The sequence below is a fragment of the uncultured Victivallis sp. genome, assembly GCA_944389935.1.
In the GTDB taxonomy this organism is placed as follows: domain Bacteria; phylum Verrucomicrobiota; class Lentisphaeria; order Victivallales; family Victivallaceae; genus Victivallis.
The window spans coordinates 1-17,929 of sequence record CALXOE010000061.1 but is presented as its reverse complement, the minus strand read 5'-3'; the positions used below and the strand labels follow the sequence as shown (position 1 = coordinate 17,929).

The following is a 17,929-nucleotide window of genomic DNA, read 5'->3' as shown; positions in this document are numbered from 1 at the left end:
CGCCAGTCGACCACAGCCGGATGATCCGCCTCGATCTCGTCCGTCACCGTCAGAACTCCGGTCTCATGATTGAATTCGAGCGTGCGCAGATATCGCCTCAACATCGGGTAAGCGGGTTCGAGATGGAGTTTCAGCCGGGAGACCTTCCCCCTTTCCAACTCGGGCTCCATGCGGGCAGTCGCCTCGGCGCTCTCCTTTTTCTGGCCGCTGCCATCGATGAGGACGCAGTTCGCCGAGACGGTCTGCTGCGTCCAGACCCGGTGATGCGGCTCCCCGAACTGATAACCGAAACTGCCGGATGGAACGATCAGGCCGCGCCCCCCCGCGAGAATCGCAAAATCCCCCTGGTCCGCATGCTGATGGCTCGGCGTCCCATACCGGCTCGCACGCGCATACATCGCAATGTCACGCTCCGGATGCGCCAGATCGGTGTGCAGACTCGCCAAACCGGTGTCGAGGGAGACGTAACTGCGGTCGCTCCCGATCCGCGGCAGTTCGCGCAGCTTCGCCCGCGGCGGCGGCACGATCACATCGAGCAGATGCAGTTCGTAATGGTCGATCGCCTCGTCGCAGCGGCGCGAAAAGTTCCGCGCGAGTTCCGGGCCGAACCGGTCGGCATAAACGCCGAACGGATTCTGCGCCTGGAATCCGGGCCACTCCGTCCGGGTATCCCAGTGGCCGTCCCCGAACGGATGACACTTCATCCCCGGCACGGCAAAATGCAGAAAAAACTCCGCCACATGCCGGTAAAACGGCTTGGCAAAGAACGAAAATCCACTGAGACGCTCGACCGCGAAGAAGAACGGCAGATACCATTTCGTATAGCTCGAAGCGTAAAACACGCCCTCGGCCCAGCCGCCGTCGCGGCCGCCGTAGTGCGGGAAAATCGACCCGTAGAGATCGAGCGCGTACGCAAGATACCGTTCACACTCCTCCTCCGGAATCATCCCGTGCAGCACAAGCGCGAGTTCCCCGAGATAAGCCGGAAGACGCCCCGAGTGGGAGCGTCCCGCATTCCCCGCGTAATTCCCATTGGTCAGGAGCTCGTGAACCTGCCGGGCGTGCTGCCGGAGCGTCGCGGCCGCCCAGTTCCGCTCTTTCGCGGAAAGCAGTTCATACACCCAGTCGAAAACAGCCGGAAGAGTCCGCACGATCGACAGGCCGATCTCATCCCCCCACTCGCCCGAAACCGAACACGGCCCGGCCGGATTCCATTCGCAGACCGCCAGCAATGCGCGGCGCGCGAACTCCCCCGCCTCGCGGTCGCGCCGGAAAAGCCACAAAAGCGCGCATGCAACCGTATCGCGGTCGAGAAAACGGCGCACTTCGTCGAGGGCGCTGCGGTAATCGATTCTCCCCCCCTCGGGCCGCCAGAAATCGGGATAGCGCATGATTCCGTCCGCAAACGCGATCGCCCGGTTGCGCTCGAGCCGGTCAAGCTGTCGACCATATGCAGCCGCAAGCGGCGCAAGATCCTCCGGGAAATAGATGTGCCGCGGCCGTTCCCGCGGCAGCGCGTCGAGCAGCTCCCGCGCCGTCGGCGGCAGAAACAGCTCCGCGTCCTCCGGCAGGACGAATGCCCATTCTCCCCGTTCGGCGCCGCACGCGAACACATTCCAGGTGTAGCGCCCCGGCGCAAACGGAGCGGAAAACCGCAGAAAATTGACCGAACACTCCCGTTCGGCGACGAGACGCCCGGAATCGTCCCGCACGGTCACGCGGTAAGAAGCCGCGCCCGGTTCCGGAACCCATTGCAGCGACGGCGGGTTCAGCGCGACGCATTCCTCCGGCTCCGGCGCGGGAAACACCGTGCAGCCCTCTCTCTTCTGAGCGAGTTTCTTCATCCCGGTTCTCCTCATTAAAACCAGTGGTACTCTCCGGTTTCGGGATCGATCTCCCCGATCTGCCGCGCCGGAGTTCCGGCCATGATCGCGTAATCGGGAGTGCTCTTCGTCACGACGGAGTTCGCGCAGATCAGATTTGCGCGACCGATCGTCACGCCGCTCGTGACCGTGCAGCCGGAGGCGAGCCAGCTGCCGTCTCCGATCGTGATCGGTTTCGGCTCGTCCCGCTTCACGGCGAAGCTCCGCGACTCCGGGTCGTACCGGTGATTCCCGGCCGGCAGCGAACAGTGCGGACCGATGAGCACATTCCGGCCGATCCGGACATCACCGTTCAAATAGCAGTAAAGCCCGATGAAACTGCCCGCTCCGATCCGGTTCGGCCGGATCCGGACGATCGCGCCCGGTGCAATCCGTACCCCGTCGTCGAACCCGAGCAGACGTGCCCGGCGCAGATTGTCCTCCGGGTTGTCGGACATGCAGCAGTAGCGGGTAAAACGTTCAAACTCCTCTTCCGTGACTCCGCACGAACACTCTTTCTCCGATTCCGTCGCCATCACCGTCTCCCCGCGCCTGCTACTGTTTCTTCCGCGACTTCTGCAGCGCCTCTTCCGCGGCGGGCGAGTGGACCGTCACGGCAAAGACGGGACTCTCGACATTCACCGACTTCAGGTTCAGCCGCGCCTTGATGAAGAATCTCCGTTCCATATCGTCCGCCACTTTCAGCGCCCGGACGATCCGCAGACTGCGGTTGATGAACACCTTGTTCCCGGGCGAAAGCTCCAGCGGGAAGCGGAAATCCGGCGCATTCGGGTCGGCATAGCGGGTCATGGCGCTCTTGAGCTCCTCTCCGGTCAGATCCTGCTGCCAGTCATACTCGATCGGAATCCAGAGATCTTCATTCGGCTCTTTCTCCCCCTCGAACCAAGGCTGGCAGAAGAGCTGGATGTTCTTCGGTTCGTCCGCATACCATTCGGGGATCCGCACCGGCTGCGTGTCGGCATTCGTCAGCGAAAAATGGAGCACCCCCGGAGACCCGGCCACCAGATCGCGCCTCCCCTCGAGATTGAGTTCGAGCTTATACCGTTCGATCGGAGCATACTCCGGCAGCGGCAGCGACCCGGCCATGAATTTCTGCTCTTTCGCCTCCTCTTCGACCCGCACACAGCCCGACAGCGCGCAAGCCGCCGCGGCCAGAACCGGAATCCACCGTTTCATATCAGACGCTCCTTTTCTTTCTGATTCAATTTTGAAATTCCCTGCAGAATCTCCATGCGTTCGGCCGGATCAACCGCACTGCGCAACCGCCTCATAAGTTCGGCGCGGTTCGCGCGGCAGTGTTCGCGATGCAGCTGGGCGACGGAGTCGTTCAACGCCTTCTCCGGATCCAGAAACTCCTTGTGCTCCACGAGAATCCGACTGATCTCCGCATCCGGAGACTCCAGCTGCTGGTCCGCCAGCAGCGAAGCGGCCTGGTCGTGTTCGCCGTTCAGCGCCGCTCCGATCACGGTGTTCAGCGCCCGTTCGAGCGGGTTCGACTCCTCGAGAGTCTCCCTTTCCCCGTCGAAAATCTCGCCGAGACGCCGCGCGGCATCCTCCGACGCGAGCGCAAGTTCCAGCAGCGTCGTCAGCGCGACCGTCAGCCCGGAGGGGAATCGCTTCGCGGCTGATCCGGCCCGTTCCGGAGAATCGCGCCGAACCGACTCCTCATCCCGCGCAGCCCGGAACGACTCCGCCCGCCGCGCCCCGGCCTGCACCTGGCGCAGTTCGGAGTAAAACGCATCCTCGCTCACCTGCAACAGAGCCGACGCCTGCCGGACGTAGAGTTCGAGTTCGACCTGGTTGGTGACTTTCAGCAGATAGCCGGCGACCTCGGCCGCCGCCCGGCCGCGGCCGGCGGGGGATTGCATATCGTACCGCTCCGGCAGCGACCCGGCCAGAATTTCAAGCCAGGAAACCGCCCCCTCCACCGCGGCTGTGACTGCGGCCGCCCCGCCGTTGCGGAACAGTTCATCGGGATCTTTGCCGCCCGGAATCCGGATCACCCGGATCTCCATCGAGAGCGGCAGCAGAATCTCCACCGCGCGCAGAATCGCTTTCTGCCCCGCGGCATCCGAGTCGAACGCCAGAAACACCCGGCTCGCATAGCGCTTGAGAATCCGCGCCTGCCCCTCCGTAAAACCCGTTCCCTGCGGTGCGACCGCACATTCGAGTCCGGCCCGGTGAAACGCGATCGCATCGAGCTGCCCCTCGCAGAGGATCGCCATGTTCCGCTCGACCATCATCTTCCTCGCGAGCGGCAGAGCGTAAAGCAGATTGCCTTTTTTAAATATCGGACTCTCCGGCGTATTGATGTATTTTCCCGCAACAGGTTTCGCCTCGAGCGAGCGGGCCGAAAAACCGACGACGCGCCCCTGCTCATTCGTGATCGCGAACGTGAGCCGCCCCTTGAAGTGATCGAAGAGCCGCCCGCTCTCCTCCTTGCGCCGCACGATCCCGGAAATGACCAGCTCCTCTTCCGAATAACCGAGCGAACGGCCGTAGCGGAGACAGGCGGTCCAGTCGTCCGGAGCGGCCCCGATCCGGAAGTGTTCCGCCACTTCGCGCGGAATCCCGCGCCCCGCCAGATAGCGCGCCGGAGGAGAATCCGGATTCGACAAGAGCGTGCGCTCGAAAAAACAGCAGAAATCTTCATTGATCCGGTAGAGCCGTTCCCGTTCGCTGGCATGACGCCGCCCCGCGGCCGGGTCGCCGTTTTCCGCACTGCTCTCCGGAATCACGACCCCGACCCGGGCGGCGAGCATATGCAGCGCATCGGAGAAGCCGACGTTCTCACGGTCCATGCAGAAACGGAAAACATCCCCCCCCTTGCCGCAGCCGAAACAGTGATACATCTGCCGCGCCGCGTCGACGTGGAACGACGGCGTCTTCTCCTGATGAAACGGACAGAGCCCCTTGTAGGTGTTCGTGCCGGCACGTTTCAGCGGCACAACACTCCCGATCAGATCCACAATGTCGCAACGCGACCGGATCTCTTCAATCACATCCTTGGAAACGCCGAAAGCCATTGCCGACAAGCGACCTCCGTTCAGCGGAGCTCCGAGAGCCGCGCGGAAACCCGGCTCTTCAGATTCGCATACCGCGCATCATCCCCCGCCAGACGCAGAAACGCCCGGTAGAACTGCGCTCCCGCCTGCGGATTCGAGGCGTAACGGTCGAAGAAAGTCCCGATGTTGTAAACCACCATCGGATTGGAACGGTCAAGCTGGTACGCCCGCGTGAACTCCTGCCTCGCAAGATCCGGTTTCCGGGCGCGCGCCCAGACGATCCCGAGCAGATTCCGGAACGCCGGGTCGTTCCCCGACTCCGGGGCGACCCGGGACAGAAAACTCAACCAGTTCGCCGCCGAGGGCGAACGCAGCGCCGTCGTGGTGTTCGAGAGCAGCACGAGCGTGTTCCGATCGTGGAAATTCCGCAGTTTTGCCGCGCGGGTCAGCGGTGCAAGCGCATCGGAGTAGCGGGTCGGATCGGCCGCGTACAGCCGCCCGAGCGTATACTGTGCGGCGAAACTCTCCGGATTCAGTGCAGCCGCCTGCCGCGCCGCGTCCAGAGCGAGATCCCGCTCCCCGAGCTGCTCGTGCGCGATGGCGCGCAGCAACAGCGCCGGAACGCTGTTCTCAGACAGCGACTCGGCACGTTCAGCCATCTTCAGAGCCTTCTTCCACTCTCCCCGGGCCCCGTATCCGGCTCCGGCATTCAGACACTCATCCACCGTATCCGGCCCGCAGCCGACAGCGAGAAACAACAACGCGATTGCGGCACAGCCGCAGAGAATTCCGGTCACTTTTCTCATCGTTCCTCCTTCCTGTAAAAAATGGTCAACAGCGTTTCCGCCACGCATTGAATCCGAGACCGAACAGATAAACCATCGAAGCCAGCACCACGATCGCCGGCCCGGACGGCAGATTGAACCAGTAGCTTCCCAGCAGCCCCGCCACCACGAAGAGACAGCTCAACACGGTCGCAAGCACCATCATCGACCATAGATGGCGCGTAAAACACCCCGCCGTCGCCGCCGGCAGCGTCAGAAGCGCAATCACCAGAATGATTCCGACCACGTTGATGAGCAGCACGATCGCCAGCGCCGTCAGGACCAGCAGCGTAAAATAGATCAGCTTCACCCGCACGCCGCGCAGCTCCGCAAATGTCCAGTCGAACGACATCGAGAGAATATTGTTGTAAAAAAGCAGCGTCGGCGCGAGAATCAGCACATCAAGCCCGATCATCATGTACACTTCCGTCCTCGTCAGCAGCAGAATGTTGCCGAACAAATACCCCTGCCAGTCGACATATCCGCGCGTCCAGTTCAGAAACAACAGCCCGATCGACATCCAGAGCGCCCAGACCACATTGATGATCGTATCTTCCCGTTCACGGGCGCAGAGATTCACAGTGCCGACCACAAGCGCCGCGGAAACCGCCCCGACCACCGCCCCGACCATGGGCGAAAGTCCCGGCAGCGCAAGCTGCTGAAGAAACAATGCCGCACCGATCCCGCCGAGCGCCGCATGCGACGCCGCTCCCGCCAGCGAACTGATCCGGCGCGTGACGACCATCGTGCCGACGATCCCGAGCGCCACGCTCGAAAGCGCCCCCACCAGCAGCGCGTAACGCAGAAACGCCATTTCCGGGCGCAGCAGATCCGTGATCAGACTCATTTTCCCGCCTCCATCTCTTCCGGCGTCAACGGTTCGCTCCGGCGGTGTTCACAGTTGCAGAAGCAGGCGTGATCGTGTTTGATGAGATTCACCTGATGATGGTAGACCTCGTTCGCCGTTTCCGCCGAAAACGCCGCGGCCTCGTGCACCGTCACCCGCCGATTCACGCAGATCACAAGGTCGATCTCGCGATTCACGAATCCGAGGTCGTGCGAAACGGTCAGCACCGTCATGCGGCGGCGCAGCACGTCGAGCGTTCCGTAGAACTGCTCCTCGGCGCCGGGGTCGATGTTCGCGGTCGGCTCATCGAGCAGCAGCAGCTCCGGTTCACACGCGAGCGCCCGGGCAATCAGCACCCGCTGCCGCTGGCCGCCGGAAAGTTCGGAGAACCGGCGGGGCGCCAGCTCCGGAATTCCCATCTCCCGCAGCGCCCCCCGGGCGGCTTCGCGGTCCGCGGCGGTGTAGCGCCCCCAGAATCCGCGGCGCATCCGCCCCATCAAAACGACTTCAAACACCGTCACCGGGAATGCCGCGTCAAGCTGATGATACTGCGGCATGTAACCGATGAGCGGCCGGGCCGCGACCGGAGCTCTGCCGAATACGCGGATCTCCCCCTGCTGAGGCGTCAGAAGCCCGAGCAGCAGCCGCATGAGCGTACTTTTGCCGCCGCCGTTCGGTCCGACGATGCAACCGGAGCGGCCGCGTTCGATCCGGAACGTCACATCCTCCAGTGCGGGGACTCCGGATTCATAACCGAAGCTCACGTGAGAGAGCTCCACAATGGTCTGCGAGGGAGAAGCCATCGATCTCACTTCCCCTTTTCCGCGGAAAAACCCTCTTCCAGGGCATCGGTCATCGCGTGGATGTTCGCGGGAATGTCCGCGGCAAGGGCGTCGAGTCCGGCCACCTTTCCACCGATCGCCTCCCCGAGCGCCCGGGCGCTGGCCGGATTGAACTGCGGCTGGACAAAGACGACCCGGACACCGTGTTCCCGCGCTTTTTTGATGATCTCCGCCAGGCGGCCGGAGGTGGTTTCACGCCCGCCGAGCTCGATCGCCTCCTGCCGCAGTCCGGTCATCTTCGCAAAATATCCGAAAGCCGGGTGATAGACGAAAAACGCCCGGCCGGCATAAGGAGCGAGTTCTTTCCGGGCATACTCTCCGCTTTCAGCGAGTTTTTTCTTCAACGCTGCGAGATTCGCGTCGTAGACGGCAGCGCCGTCCGGATCGGCCTCCCTGAGCGTCCGGGCGACGTTCTCCGCGATGATCGCGGCGTTGTCGGCCGAGAGCCAGACGTGCGGGTCGAAAGCCCCGTGGGCATGATCTTCCGCACAGGTCGCACAGGCGGCCTCTTCCCCGGAGTGGTCGTCGGTGCAGACTTCGCCCGGCTTGTGGTGGTGCGCGCATTCGTGATCGTGAACGACCGCGCCCTCGTGCCGGTGCGACGGATCATCACACCCGGCGCCATCGAACGGAATGCGCTCGACCCCCGTGCTGACATCGACCACGCGCGTCCGGGACGAATCGAGCGGACGGCTGACCGTGTTCTCGAAACTCATGCCGGTCGTGAAGAAAAAACGTGCCGACGCCGCTCCGCGGATCTCCCGCGGTCCGGGGGAATAGTCGTGCGGACTGCGGCCCTCCGGCAGCATCGAACGGGAATCCACCCTGTCCCCGCCCACGGCGGAAACGATGTAGGCAACCGGAGGCAGCCCGCTGTACACAAGCATGCGCCCGGAGGCGGCGGAACCACTCCCGGACTCCCCGCAGCCGGTGAAAAAGAACGCGGCAAAAATCGTCGCAAGCGTAACGATAAAATGGAATCGCATGAATCAACACCTTCCTTGACTGTAATTATCATAAGATAAGCGTTCCGGCATTCAAAGTCAAGTGAAAAAGTGCCCGTCTCCCGCTTCCGAATACTTTTTTTCGCCCCTGCGCTTGCAATAAGCTCCATTCAGGTGTATAGTTTAAAGCCATTTATAAATTGATTGAATCTGGATTTTCACAAAAAAAGAACAGGGACCATGAAGAAAATCTTTTTGACCGGAATTACCGGTCTCGTCGGGAGTGCATTTGTTGTGGCTTTGCTCCGGGAGCGTCAGGATTGCGAATTCGTCTGCCTCGCACGCAAGAGTCCGGTAAAAAGCGCGAAACAGAGAACTGAGGAAATCATCCGTGACGAGTGCAAATTCGACGGCTGCCCGGAACTGGCGGATCAGATTCTCTCCAAGGTTCAGGTGATCGAAGGAGACGTCGTCACCATCAATCCGGCAGAGCTGGCGAAAAATCCGCTGCTCAAAGGCGTTGACGTGATTTTCCACTGCGCGGCCGATGTGAATCTCGGACAGGATCCGACCGGGAAAACCTACCGGATCAACTACGAGGGGACCAAAAACATGGTCGAACTCGCGAAACTTCTCAAGGTGAAAGAGTTCCATTATGTCGGGACCGCCTACATCGCCGGGAAGCTCGCCGGAGTCGCCCTTGAGGACAAGCCGGTCGACAACGGCTTCAACAACCCCTACGAAGAGAGCAAATTCAAGGCGGAAATGCTCGTGCGCGAATCGGGCATCCCGTTCACGATCTATCGTCCCGCGATCATCACGGGCCGCCGGTCCGACGGGCGGATCCGCAAGCCGCTGGCGTTCTACCGCATTCTCGAATTTCTCGGCAAGCTCAAGAGCCATCGCTGCACGAAACTCGGCATTCCGCACGTGCTGCCGGTCGATCTCGGAATCAACTTCGCGACGATTCCGTCCGAGCACGTCTATTTCGTGCCGATCGACTATGTGCAGGAGGCGATCACGGCGCTCTTTCAGCAGCCGGTCACGAACACCGCCTACCATGTCACGGGCGACAGCCCGCTCACGACCCGTCAGATTCAGGACGCGGTCTGCGGCGTGCTGCGGCTCGAGGGGGTGTCGATCGATCCGAACGAAAATCTGCCGAATCGCGACAACAAGCTCATGAGCCGTTTCCTCGGCGACCTCTTCCCGTACTTCTCCTCGGACATCGTCTTCGACCAGAGCAACGTCCGCAAGGCGCTCGGCGACAAGATCCTCGACTGGGAGTACGGCACGAAAGGACTCGAAATTCTGATCCGCTCCTACTACAAGGACTATTTCCCGAAAGTCGAGTGGCTGCAGAAACTCGCGAACACCCCGATGGGAGTCCCGGTCGAGGAGTAAACCGGAACAGGCACTGGAAAAATCGGAGCGGGGCGGAGCCGGAGAGACCGGACCGCCCTTTTTCGTCAGCAGATGGTCATCGATTTTCACACACACTTCTACCCGGACAAGGTCGCGGCAAAGGCGATTGCGTTCTGCTCGGAAAAGATCGGGTTCTTCGCGGACGGCACCCGCGCCGGACTGGAAGAGTCGATGCGGCGCGCCGGAATCGATCTGGCGGTCGCGCTGCCGGTCGTGAACACCCCCGCCAACAGCGCGAGCATCCATGCGTGGGCCGTGCGGGAAAACCATCCGCCGGTCCTCATGCTCGGCGGAATCCATCCCGATGAGCCGGATCCGCTGAAAACGCTCGACGCGATCGCCGCGGCGGGGCTGCCCGGAATCAAGGTGCATCCGGAGTACCAGCATTTCCGTTTCGACGAGGAGCGGCTCTTCCCGGTCTGGGAGAAGTGTGAAAAGCTCGGACTCTTCGTCGTCACCCACGCGGGGTGGGATGCGATGTACGATCCGCCTTACCACAGCGACCCGGAGTCGCTCGCGAAGTTTCATCGCCGTTTTCCGGGGCTGCGGCTCGTGCTCGCGCACCTCGGCGGCATGGCGATGTGGGATGCGGTTGAAAAATACCTCGCCGGCATGGAAGTCTACCTTGATCTGGCCATGGTGGCGCGGGAATACATCACGCCGGAACAGCTGACCCGGATCATCCGGGCGCACGGCGCGGAGAAGATTCTCTTCGGTACGGATTCCCCGTGGTACGACCAGAAGAAGCAGCTTGATTTCATCCGTTCGCTGCCGCTCTCATCGGAGGAACAGGAGCGGATCTTTTACCGGAACGCGGCGGAACTCCTGAAACTCGATTGCCCGGAGGACGAATGATGAGACGCGCAGAGTTCGCGGAAGCGGCGAAACAGTACAGAAAACAGGGTCGGACACTTCTGCTCGGCGCCGGCTGGTTCTATGCGGCATGGCTGCTCGGACTCGCGACCTCCGCCGAACTGCGGCCCGCGTGGCTCGCTGCCGCGCTCGTGATTCCGCCGGCCGGGTTTCTGGTTGTGATGACTCTGCGCCGCCGGAATTTTCTCAGGCGATACCGTTGTCCGGGGTGCGGCCGCGCTGTTCCGGGGCGTCTCCGGCAGATCGTCGCGACCGGTCGCTGCCCGCGCTGCGGAGAAATGGTATTCGAGCCGGACGCGGCCGCAACCGCTCCGCCGGAAGAGTTGAATCTGCATTGCGGAAAACGGTTTCTGCCCCCGGCTTGTCTGGGGGGGGCCATCGTTTTCATTCTGTTCCTCGGAAGTGTCTGGAAGTTCGGGAAAGAGGATGCCGCGAACGCGCTCTTCTTCGCCGGAGTCGCGCTTGCGGTGCTGCTTGTGCCGCTCACGATCATGCGCAGACTCCACCCTTTCCCGCTCACGTGTCCACACTGTGGAGGGGAAATGAGCCTCACGCTTCTGCGGCATACGGCCCGCTGTTCGGAGTGCGGGCGGCAGCTCTGCGCGTTTCACCGGAATCCGTGCGTCCCGGAGCTGCCGCCGGAATCGTTGTTTCTCGCCGTCCTGCGGCGGAACCGGCAGGCGCGGATATGGGCGGCGGCTTGGGTGGTGACACTGGCGGCGGCGGCCGTCACGACAATATTCTGTTTCCGAAAACCGTTTCCCGCGTATCCGTTCGCACTGGCGGGACTGCTCGTCCTGAGCACGGCGTCGGCGCGAAACGGCAAGCGACTGCGGGCGATCGGAGTTCCGGCGCGCTGTCCTTTCTGCGGAACGCCGCTGCGCCGGACGCAAATGCGCTGCGTTTTCTGCGGAGAGCGGCCGTATCGTCCGGAAAAGTGACGGAAAAAAATTTCCATTCCGCTTGCGGAAGCAGCGCAATCGCATTATAGTAAATCAGCAAATTCAACCGGAGCATCGCCGAAACCAATGGATCTTCAAGCCATCGACCCCATGACCGTTCTCTTCGCCGCGGGCGCGGCACTGGTGCTGGTCGTCATCATCACGCTCGGGATCAAGATCGCGGGATGCATTTTCACGCTGATGCTGATCTTCCTGCCCGCGGCGATCGCGGGAGGCATCTGCGGCTGGATCTACAATGAACAGGCGGGGTTCGCGGCGGCGGTGATCGTCGCACTCATGATGCTGCTGCTCGTCCGGAAAAAGAAGTAACTGAGCTCACAGATTGCCCGAACGAACTACGGGAGGTGGTGATGGAGAGTTTGGAACCGGTTTCCGCAAGAGTTCACGCGATTCTCGCCCGCGAATCCAATCGGGCGGTCATCTTCCGCCGATAGTTCGACGGTAAAAAGCAGCGCTCGATTACGAGGTCACAGATGCGTTCAAAGGTCTCCGGCGTCACTCGCCCAGGACAGTCCCCCCGCGGCCATTCTCCCGGCCGCGGGGCTGACACCTGTCGCGATTCGCCCACATGAGGGCGAATTTCATCCGTTCCCGATTCGGGACATGCAGCTTCGTTGTTCCTTTGACGCTCCTGCAGAATTCCCGGGGCGTAATACGGCGGAGATCCGCATCGATTGCCAATCTCCGGCTGCGCGCCCGGAATTCAACGCTCCACAAGCCGGATACGGCGGAATTGAGCGGGATTCTTGAAGGGGGAAAGTCCCGGCGACATCGCCGCGAAGTAGTTTGTCACTCCTTCGTCACGATCGTGGAACACCGCATTGAATCCCGCAATCGCACCGGGGCGAGGCCCGAAGGGAGTCAACTCGCTCCAGGGAACTCGAATCCGGTAGAGTATCCGCCCCTCTTCCCGGGTCACGACTGTTTCGAGCCTCCGGTCGGCCCGCCCGGTCTCCTTTCCGGCAACGGCCTGATGACACCACGGCAACTGCCCGCAGGCGACGGTAAATTCGCAATCGTTGTTGTCGTAGCCGCCGCGCGGGCGGGCGTCATTGCCGCAGTCGAAGGCGAACTGCATCGAGTCTCCACGCCAGATGTTCTCTCCGGAGTACGGCTGCTCGAAATGATCGTCCTGAACCAGCGCAAAGAGATACATTCCCTCCTGATCCCACGCGAGCGAAAGCCGGGCGGAGAGATCGTCCGGTCCCTGCCAGTTGATGAACGGATCGGGCGGATAAATCTCGTTGCGCCCCTCCAGCACCACCTGATCGGAAAGTTCGCTGAACGGAACGCTGCGCCAGTCACGTTTTCCGAGCGGCGCGACATCGAGCATCGGCGGCGCGGAGAAACGCATCGGAATCCCCCTGCCCCCGTCTGAGGTGCGAAACTCGATTTCCAGGTTTCGTCCGCCGACCGGCAGCGGCGCGGCGAGTTTGAGCTGCATCTCGCGCAATTCGTTCGGTTTGAGCATAAGCTTCTCCTCCGGAACTCCGTCGCCCCGGAGCGTGCCGCTCCACGGTTCGGAAAGGTTGTTGCGAACCGAAAGCGCGAGCGTCCGGTCATCGGGGAACCGTCCTTCGACAGTGAGGGGTTTGTGCTGCGCAAGCTGACGCAGTATCTGTTCCCGCTGCTCCGGAGAGGCCAACTCCAGATAATGCGGAGCCTCCCCCGGAACAAACCCGCCGGAGACGGACATTCCATAAAGATCGCGGACTTTTGCACCGCACGGATCAACCGGCTGTGCGGCGGGATCGGGCTCCGGCGCCCAGATGGCGAGATACTCCCGCCCGCCGTTCTTCCAGCCGACGGCCCGGAACTCGTCGTCGAGCAGAATCTCACTCTTTTCCGTTCCATCGAGGATCTCCCGCAACGCGGCGAAGGCGCCGACCGCCGGAAGAGGACGCAATCCGTTGTCATTCCGCCAGATTCCGTATTCATAACGCCCGCCCTCCAGACATCCGGCCCCGGTGAACCAGATCATGTGCCTGAGCTGCGGGAGCGTGCGGCAGAGCAGAAAACAACGCGCCAGATACGCGGCCTGCCGTTCCGCCCAGACCGAATCGGGTTCGGCCTCGTAATCGAGTCCCCATCCGAGCTCTCCGATCCAGAGTTCGCGCCCCTTTCCATACTGTTCGAGCAGTCCGGCCGCCGCCTTCAGCTGGTCGAGCACCTTGCCGTCCTCCGGTCCGGAACAATATCCCGCCCGCGGCCCGATGTATCGCGGAAACGTGTAGGGATGAGAGGCGAGCCCGTCGATCGACTCCGCGGCAAGCCGGAACATTTCGCGCGCGAATTCGATTCCTTCGCCGGAGATATTCAGCAGCAGCGGTTTGCCGGTCGCGGCGATCTCCGAATGGAAAACCTTGTAGAGCGAGGCCAGATTTGCCGCCGCCGTTTCGCGGCCGACCCCGGCGGGTTTCAGCATGGTCAGGTCCGGTTCGTTCTGAAGTTCAAACGCTCCGGCATACGGTCCGATGTTTCCGGCCGTCCAGCGCGCAAAGGCGCGGACGGACTCCGGATCCGCCACAAGGCCGTTCTTCTTCTCCACCCAGCCGGGAGTCCGGATCATATCGGTGATCGTGAAGAGCTGGTTGAGCGGGGAACGACGTCGCGACCCACCGGCAATCAGTTCCCCGCGGCGCGGTTCGGCCGTCTGCCAGGAAGTGGAATTTCCGCGCGTCCAGGTCGATCCGAGCCTCCGCATTGCATCCTGCGGCACATAGTTGATCGAAATTCCGAACAACCCGTCCGTATGTTCCGGATCGACCGGCGGAACCACGACGAACGGCGCATACTGCCTGGCAAGCAGCTCACCGCGCTCATCCCGAAGTGTGATGCGGATCGGATAATAGCCGCACTCCCGGGCAAATTCGCACGGAATGCGCCACAATTCGGTTTTGTCCGGCGCAAGATCGAGCTTCCGCTGCAGGGAAACCTTCGCTCGGTTCAACTCGACGGAAAGCCCGGCGCGTATCGCTCTTCCGGTCGTGTTGCGCATCCGAATTTCCAGAACCGGAGTTTCTCCGGCGGTGACGATTTCACCGCTCGCTCCGGTCGTCGCATAAAGCTCCACCTCGGAACTCGCGCGGTACGGGCCGGGCTGCGAACCGCGTTCGAGCTGAATCGCATCGATCCGCACATTCCCGCCCGCAGCCCTCGGAACGTCAAACGCGATGAAACTCCTGCGGTCCTCTCCGGTCGCCGGAATATGGAGCGTGTAACGCTCCCACTCCTGAGAAAGTTCAAACTCCCGATTCGCCAGATAGTTCCAGTTGAGATCAATCACCCGCGCCATGAGTTTCTTCCCCGGCGCGGCCTTGGCGTAAAAGCTCAGGACATACTCGTTCCCCGCCCGGATTGCATCGTACATCAGATAGTTGTTCACCCAGGAGACCGTTTCGCCCCCCCCCTTCAGTTCGAGACAGTTCGTCCCGAAAGCGCCGTCGGTGCGGCAGACGTCGAGCGCTTCCGGCGCATAGTAGTAGATCCATCCGCCGATTCCGGTCTCGAAACTCGTGTCGCCCGGCACGAGGTTGACGCCCACGGGCTGTTCCGGCCGGGACTCCTCCGGGTTCGCCGGCTTCGCCGCGCTCCACCCCAGATTGTCGAGACGGAAGACCCCGGCAGGCTGCCGGTAACCGATCAGAATCAGGTCGAACTGTCGCGAACGATCCGGCCGGAGATTTTTTTCGTCCCGGGCCGGGCCGTTTTTCGTATAGGCATAGGTGAACTTGTCAAGCGGAATCGAAACCTTCCGCCAGCTTCCCGCCGCCGTTACGGGCAGCGTCGCCCGAAACACATCGCGAGGTTCTCCATCCCCGGCGACCGTTTCCAGCAGAAGCGTCCCCGGAACCGCACCGCTCACCGACTTGATCCAGAATTCGAGCGCCGCAGCGTCCGGGGGAATCGTCAACCGATTCCGCGTCACGCCACCGTAAGTCTCAGAACCGGGAAATGTGAATTCCAGCGAATGCTTCCCCCCCACCGAATCATCGCAGAGGCGGAAAACAGGCCGCTCCGACTTCGCGTCGCACCAGCCGCCCCAGCTGCGCACCCCGGATTCGAAATCATCGATCAGCCCGGCTCCAAAGAGAAAAGTTCCGCAGAAAAGCGCCGAAAACAGCAAGATCAGTTTCATCGCCCTGCCCCTAATTTTCCCAGAACCAGATGACGCGCGTCGGAACCCGCAGCAAGCCGAAATTCTCCACATGCCCGTCGAGCATCAGGAAATTCGCGGAGTTGTTGTGGTTGTAGCGAAGGCGCGAACTGCCGCTGTCACTTCCCTCGTTGGCCGTGTTGAGCGTGAAAAACGCCACGCCGCTGTTTGTGGTGTCCGCCATCATCGCGAGGGAAGAGTGGCGTTTCGTGAAATGCGTCTTGCGGTATTTGCGGAAGGTCTCACCGTTCATCCCGTAATGCGTCTGCGCACCGTCCCAGTCGTTCTTCGCCGGAGCTCCTTCCGGACAGCGCCAGATTCCCGCCGGAAGTGTCCCCTGGCGCGCCATCGTCGGCGCGGGCTCCGTGTTGTTCAGCCCGTCCCCCGTCGTCACCAGTCCGGCACGCAGCAGTGCAACCGGCCAGCGCGGCATCGCCGGATCTTCCGGCCACGAGTCCGAAACCGGATAGTAGCCGTCGGAAACATCCGTGTAAAGAGCGAAAATGGTTCCGGCCTGTTTCAGGTTGCTCACGCAACTCGCGGTCCGCGCCCGCGCCCGCGCCTGGTTCAGCGCCGGCAGCAGCATGGAGGCCAGAATCGCGATGATCGCAATCACCACGAGCAACTCTATTAATGTAAAATACGCATTGCGTGTTCTGCGCTCACAGGAATTGGAGAAAGCCTCCGTGACCTCGGGCCGGAGCCGCCGGTCGGCGCAGGGAACAAGCTCCGCTTGCGGAAGCGGAAAGACGGTGTTGCTGAATGAATGACGTGTCATTTGGCATCTCCTTTCTCTGAAGCATTGACCAGTATCATCGGAATCCGGATGTGGTGAGGGGGATCCTTGGGATCATTCAAGATCTCCAGCATGCGGCGCGCCGCCTTGCGACCGAGAGCGGCCGGATCCTGAAACAGTGACGGAATCTCATTCTGCGAAAGGGAGTGAGAGTAGGTGAACAACAGAACATCCTCCGGCACCCGGATCCCGCTGAACGCGAGAATCGAACGAACCGCCGCCGCCGCGTCGTAAAAATCAACCACCAGCGCAGGCGGCCTTCTGCCCGAACGGATCAGCTGATGCGTCGCGTCTATGAAATTCGTGATGTCCGTGGTTGAAACAATGTGAACATCCTCCTCCGGAATCGGCGGAAGTCCCCGTTTCCGCAGCTCCTGCTGATACCCTTCGATCCGATACGCATTGTGTTCGGAAAACATCACCCCGAACCGCGGCCAATGCTTCAGAAGATATTCGCATCCGATCCGGCAGGTCTCCGCCTCATCCGGACCGACCGTGTTGCAGATGATGCCGCCGGGGATCCCCGCTCCCGTATTGATGACAAAGGGAATTTTCGCCTCCCGGAGCGAATCGAGCAGTTCCATCGACGGCGCGTTCAAAAGAATCACCCCCGAAAGCTCCTGGAGTTTCGACGGCGCCAATCCAAGCGAGGCGGCCCCGGCTGAGAGGTTGATTACCATACTCTCCGCCTCGGCCTCCTCCAGCCACGCCTCCTGTGCGGCGATCTGGTTGCCGAAGAACTCCAGCGCCATCATGTTCTTCTGTTCCGGCAGAGGGCAGATCACTATTCCGACCCGTCGCCTGACGTTCCGGTTTGCGTAATACCCGAGTTCCCGCATCGCCGCCAGCACCGATTCCCGCTTGACGCGATTGATGCCGCGATAGTTGTTGATGACGCGGGAAACCGTGCTCTGCGACACGCCCGCCCGCTTGGCTATGCTGGTCGTCGTCACGTTTTTCGCCATGATTTCTCCTTTCCGGGAATTCCGTCTTCCTCTATAATTATACTCAATTCCAGCGGTGAAAGCAATGGTTTATGCAAAGAAAACGAATATTATTTTGAATAAATTCTTAAAAATTATTCAAACACCCCGATGTGCACTTCCGGAACGTCCAGAACTCTTTCCTCATTCATTTTTTTTGAAAAAAAACGCACCGCCTCTTGACATTCGAAAAATTCTGAACCATAATTAATGTTGTGTAAACGATTCAATGAAACGTTATCAAAACGCAATGGAGTTATGAAAAGCAAAGTTTCTCTGAATGATGTCGCCCGCCATGCGGGAGTTTCGATTGGAACGGCGTCACGGGTTTTGAACGGGAATCCGAAGGTGTCCGAATCGGCCTGCCCTACATCGAGGACTGGACGTTC

At 61.4% G+C, this 17,929-nt stretch carries 16 protein-coding genes; 5 read left to right on the top strand and 11 right to left on the bottom strand.

The window, feature by feature from the left end; translation table 11 throughout:
- The 8 genes from Q0J85_RS14115 to Q0J85_RS14080 form a co-directional block, all read right to left on the bottom strand.
- A partial coding sequence (locus Q0J85_RS14115; RefSeq protein ID WP_294482800.1) for a DUF4962 domain-containing protein occupies positions 1 to 1,844 on the bottom strand: 1,844 nt, incomplete at its 3' end.
- A gap of 14 nt (positions 1,845 to 1,858) precedes the next feature.
- A complete protein-coding gene (locus tag Q0J85_RS14110) occupies positions 1,859 to 2,398 on the bottom strand; it encodes a DapH/DapD/GlmU-related protein (RefSeq protein ID WP_294482798.1) in 540 nt (179 codons plus the stop codon).
- 19 nt (positions 2,399 to 2,417) lie between these two features.
- The gene (locus Q0J85_RS14105; protein WP_294482796.1) at positions 2,418 to 3,059 is read right to left on the bottom strand and encodes a hypothetical protein; all 642 of its coding nucleotides are present in this window, start codon (positions 3,057 to 3,059) and stop codon (positions 2,418 to 2,420) included.
- Positions 3,056 to 4,909 carry a DNA primase gene (gene dnaG / locus Q0J85_RS14100; protein ID WP_294482794.1) on the bottom strand — a complete coding sequence of 618 codons (1,854 nt, stop codon included), beginning with the start codon at positions 4,907 to 4,909 and terminating at the stop codon, positions 3,056 to 3,058. The genes Q0J85_RS14105 and dnaG overlap by 4 nt, the downstream gene beginning before the upstream one ends.
- A 20-nt stretch (positions 4,910 to 4,929) precedes the next feature.
- Positions 4,930 to 5,694: a hypothetical protein gene (locus Q0J85_RS14095; RefSeq protein WP_294482793.1), complete on the bottom strand. Its 765-nt coding sequence runs from the start codon at positions 5,692 to 5,694 to the stop codon at positions 4,930 to 4,932.
- A gap of 25 nt (positions 5,695 to 5,719) precedes the next feature.
- On the bottom strand, positions 5,720 to 6,559 hold the full coding sequence (locus Q0J85_RS14090) for a metal ABC transporter permease (protein ID WP_294482791.1): 840 nt from the start codon (positions 6,557 to 6,559) through the stop codon (positions 5,720 to 5,722).
- Complete coding sequence (locus Q0J85_RS14085; protein WP_294482789.1) at positions 6,556 to 7,362, bottom strand: ABC transporter ATP-binding protein; 807 nt, start codon at positions 7,360 to 7,362, stop codon at positions 6,556 to 6,558. Before Q0J85_RS14085 ends, Q0J85_RS14090 begins: the two co-directional genes overlap by 4 nt.
- Before the next feature lie 5 nt (positions 7,363 to 7,367).
- Complete coding sequence (locus Q0J85_RS14080) at positions 7,368 to 8,387, bottom strand: zinc ABC transporter substrate-binding protein (RefSeq protein WP_294482787.1); 1,020 nt, start codon at positions 8,385 to 8,387, stop codon at positions 7,368 to 7,370.
- A 198-nt stretch (positions 8,388 to 8,585) separates the two neighbouring features.
- On the opposite strand from Q0J85_RS14080, the gene Q0J85_RS14075 reads away from it, so the two are divergent.
- From Q0J85_RS14075 to Q0J85_RS14060, 4 genes are all read left to right on the top strand, one after another.
- Positions 8,586 to 9,749 (top strand): SDR family oxidoreductase, encoded by a 1,164-nt coding sequence (locus tag Q0J85_RS14075; RefSeq protein WP_294482786.1) that lies wholly within the window; start codon positions 8,586 to 8,588, stop codon positions 9,747 to 9,749.
- A gap of 72 nt (positions 9,750 to 9,821) precedes the next feature.
- Positions 9,822 to 10,625, top strand: coding sequence for an amidohydrolase family protein (locus Q0J85_RS14070; RefSeq protein WP_294482785.1), 804 nt, complete (start codon positions 9,822 to 9,824; stop codon positions 10,623 to 10,625).
- Positions 10,622 to 11,584 (top strand): hypothetical protein, encoded by a 963-nt coding sequence (locus Q0J85_RS14065; protein WP_294482783.1) that lies wholly within the window; start codon positions 10,622 to 10,624, stop codon positions 11,582 to 11,584. The genes Q0J85_RS14070 and Q0J85_RS14065 overlap by 4 nt, the downstream gene beginning before the upstream one ends.
- 87 nt (positions 11,585 to 11,671) lie before the next feature.
- Entirely contained in the window at positions 11,672 to 11,914 is a 243-nt protein-coding gene (locus tag Q0J85_RS14060) for a hypothetical protein (protein WP_294482781.1), read from the top strand.
- A 394-nt stretch (positions 11,915 to 12,308) separates the two neighbouring features.
- Here Q0J85_RS14060 and Q0J85_RS14055 read toward each other — a convergent pair whose 3' ends face one another.
- The 3 genes from Q0J85_RS14055 to Q0J85_RS14045 are packed head-to-tail and all read right to left on the bottom strand — an operon-like array spanning position 12,309 to position 17,522.
- Positions 12,309 to 15,743, bottom strand: coding sequence for a sugar-binding protein (locus tag Q0J85_RS14055; protein WP_294482780.1), 3,435 nt, complete (start codon positions 15,741 to 15,743; stop codon positions 12,309 to 12,311).
- A 10-nt stretch (positions 15,744 to 15,753) separates the two neighbouring features.
- Complete coding sequence (locus tag Q0J85_RS14050) at positions 15,754 to 16,539, bottom strand: prepilin-type N-terminal cleavage/methylation domain-containing protein (protein ID WP_294482778.1); 786 nt, start codon at positions 16,537 to 16,539, stop codon at positions 15,754 to 15,756.
- Positions 16,536 to 17,522 (bottom strand): LacI family DNA-binding transcriptional regulator, encoded by a 987-nt coding sequence (locus tag Q0J85_RS14045; protein WP_294482777.1) that lies wholly within the window; start codon positions 17,520 to 17,522, stop codon positions 16,536 to 16,538. The genes Q0J85_RS14050 and Q0J85_RS14045 overlap by 4 nt, the downstream gene beginning before the upstream one ends.
- A gap of 276 nt (positions 17,523 to 17,798) precedes the next feature.
- Here Q0J85_RS14045 and Q0J85_RS15510 point away from each other — a divergent pair.
- Positions 17,799 to 17,929, top strand: a 131-nt coding sequence (locus Q0J85_RS15510) for a LacI family DNA-binding transcriptional regulator (RefSeq protein WP_367274668.1), incomplete at its 3' end; no start/stop codon positions are given.

Excerpts from the sequence above, each read along its gene's own strand:
- Q0J85_RS14070 (WP_294482785.1), top strand. The coding sequence starts at position 9,822 with ATGGTCATCGATTTTCACACACACTTCTACCCGGACAAGGTCGCGGCA.
- Q0J85_RS14060 (WP_294482781.1), top strand. The coding sequence starts at position 11,672 with ATGGATCTTCAAGCCATCGACCCCATGACCGTTCTCTTCGCCGCGGGC.
- Q0J85_RS14045 (WP_294482777.1), bottom strand. The coding sequence starts at position 17,522 with ATGGCGAAAAACGTGACGACGACCAGCATAGCCAAGCGGGCGGGCGTG.
- Q0J85_RS14065 (WP_294482783.1), top strand. The coding sequence starts at position 10,622 with ATGATGAGACGCGCAGAGTTCGCGGAAGCGGCGAAACAGTACAGAAAA.
- Q0J85_RS14055 (WP_294482780.1), bottom strand. The coding sequence starts at position 15,743 with ATGAAACTGATCTTGCTGTTTTCGGCGCTTTTCTGCGGAACTTTTCTC.
- dnaG (WP_294482794.1), bottom strand. The coding sequence starts at position 4,909 with ATGGCTTTCGGCGTTTCCAAGGATGTGATTGAAGAGATCCGGTCGCGT.
- Q0J85_RS14105 (WP_294482796.1), bottom strand. The coding sequence starts at position 3,059 with ATGAAACGGTGGATTCCGGTTCTGGCCGCGGCGGCTTGCGCGCTGTCG.
- Q0J85_RS14050 (WP_294482778.1), bottom strand. The coding sequence starts at position 16,539 with ATGACACGTCATTCATTCAGCAACACCGTCTTTCCGCTTCCGCAAGCG.
- Q0J85_RS14080 (WP_294482787.1), bottom strand. The coding sequence starts at position 8,387 with ATGCGATTCCATTTTATCGTTACGCTTGCGACGATTTTTGCCGCGTTC.
- Q0J85_RS14085 (WP_294482789.1), bottom strand. The coding sequence starts at position 7,362 with ATGGCTTCTCCCTCGCAGACCATTGTGGAGCTCTCTCACGTGAGCTTC.
- Q0J85_RS14075 (WP_294482786.1), top strand. The coding sequence starts at position 8,586 with ATGAAGAAAATCTTTTTGACCGGAATTACCGGTCTCGTCGGGAGTGCA.
- Q0J85_RS14095 (WP_294482793.1), bottom strand. The coding sequence starts at position 5,694 with ATGAGAAAAGTGACCGGAATTCTCTGCGGCTGTGCCGCAATCGCGTTG.
- Q0J85_RS14110 (WP_294482798.1), bottom strand. The coding sequence starts at position 2,398 with ATGGCGACGGAATCGGAGAAAGAGTGTTCGTGCGGAGTCACGGAAGAG.
- Q0J85_RS14090 (WP_294482791.1), bottom strand. The coding sequence starts at position 6,559 with ATGAGTCTGATCACGGATCTGCTGCGCCCGGAAATGGCGTTTCTGCGT.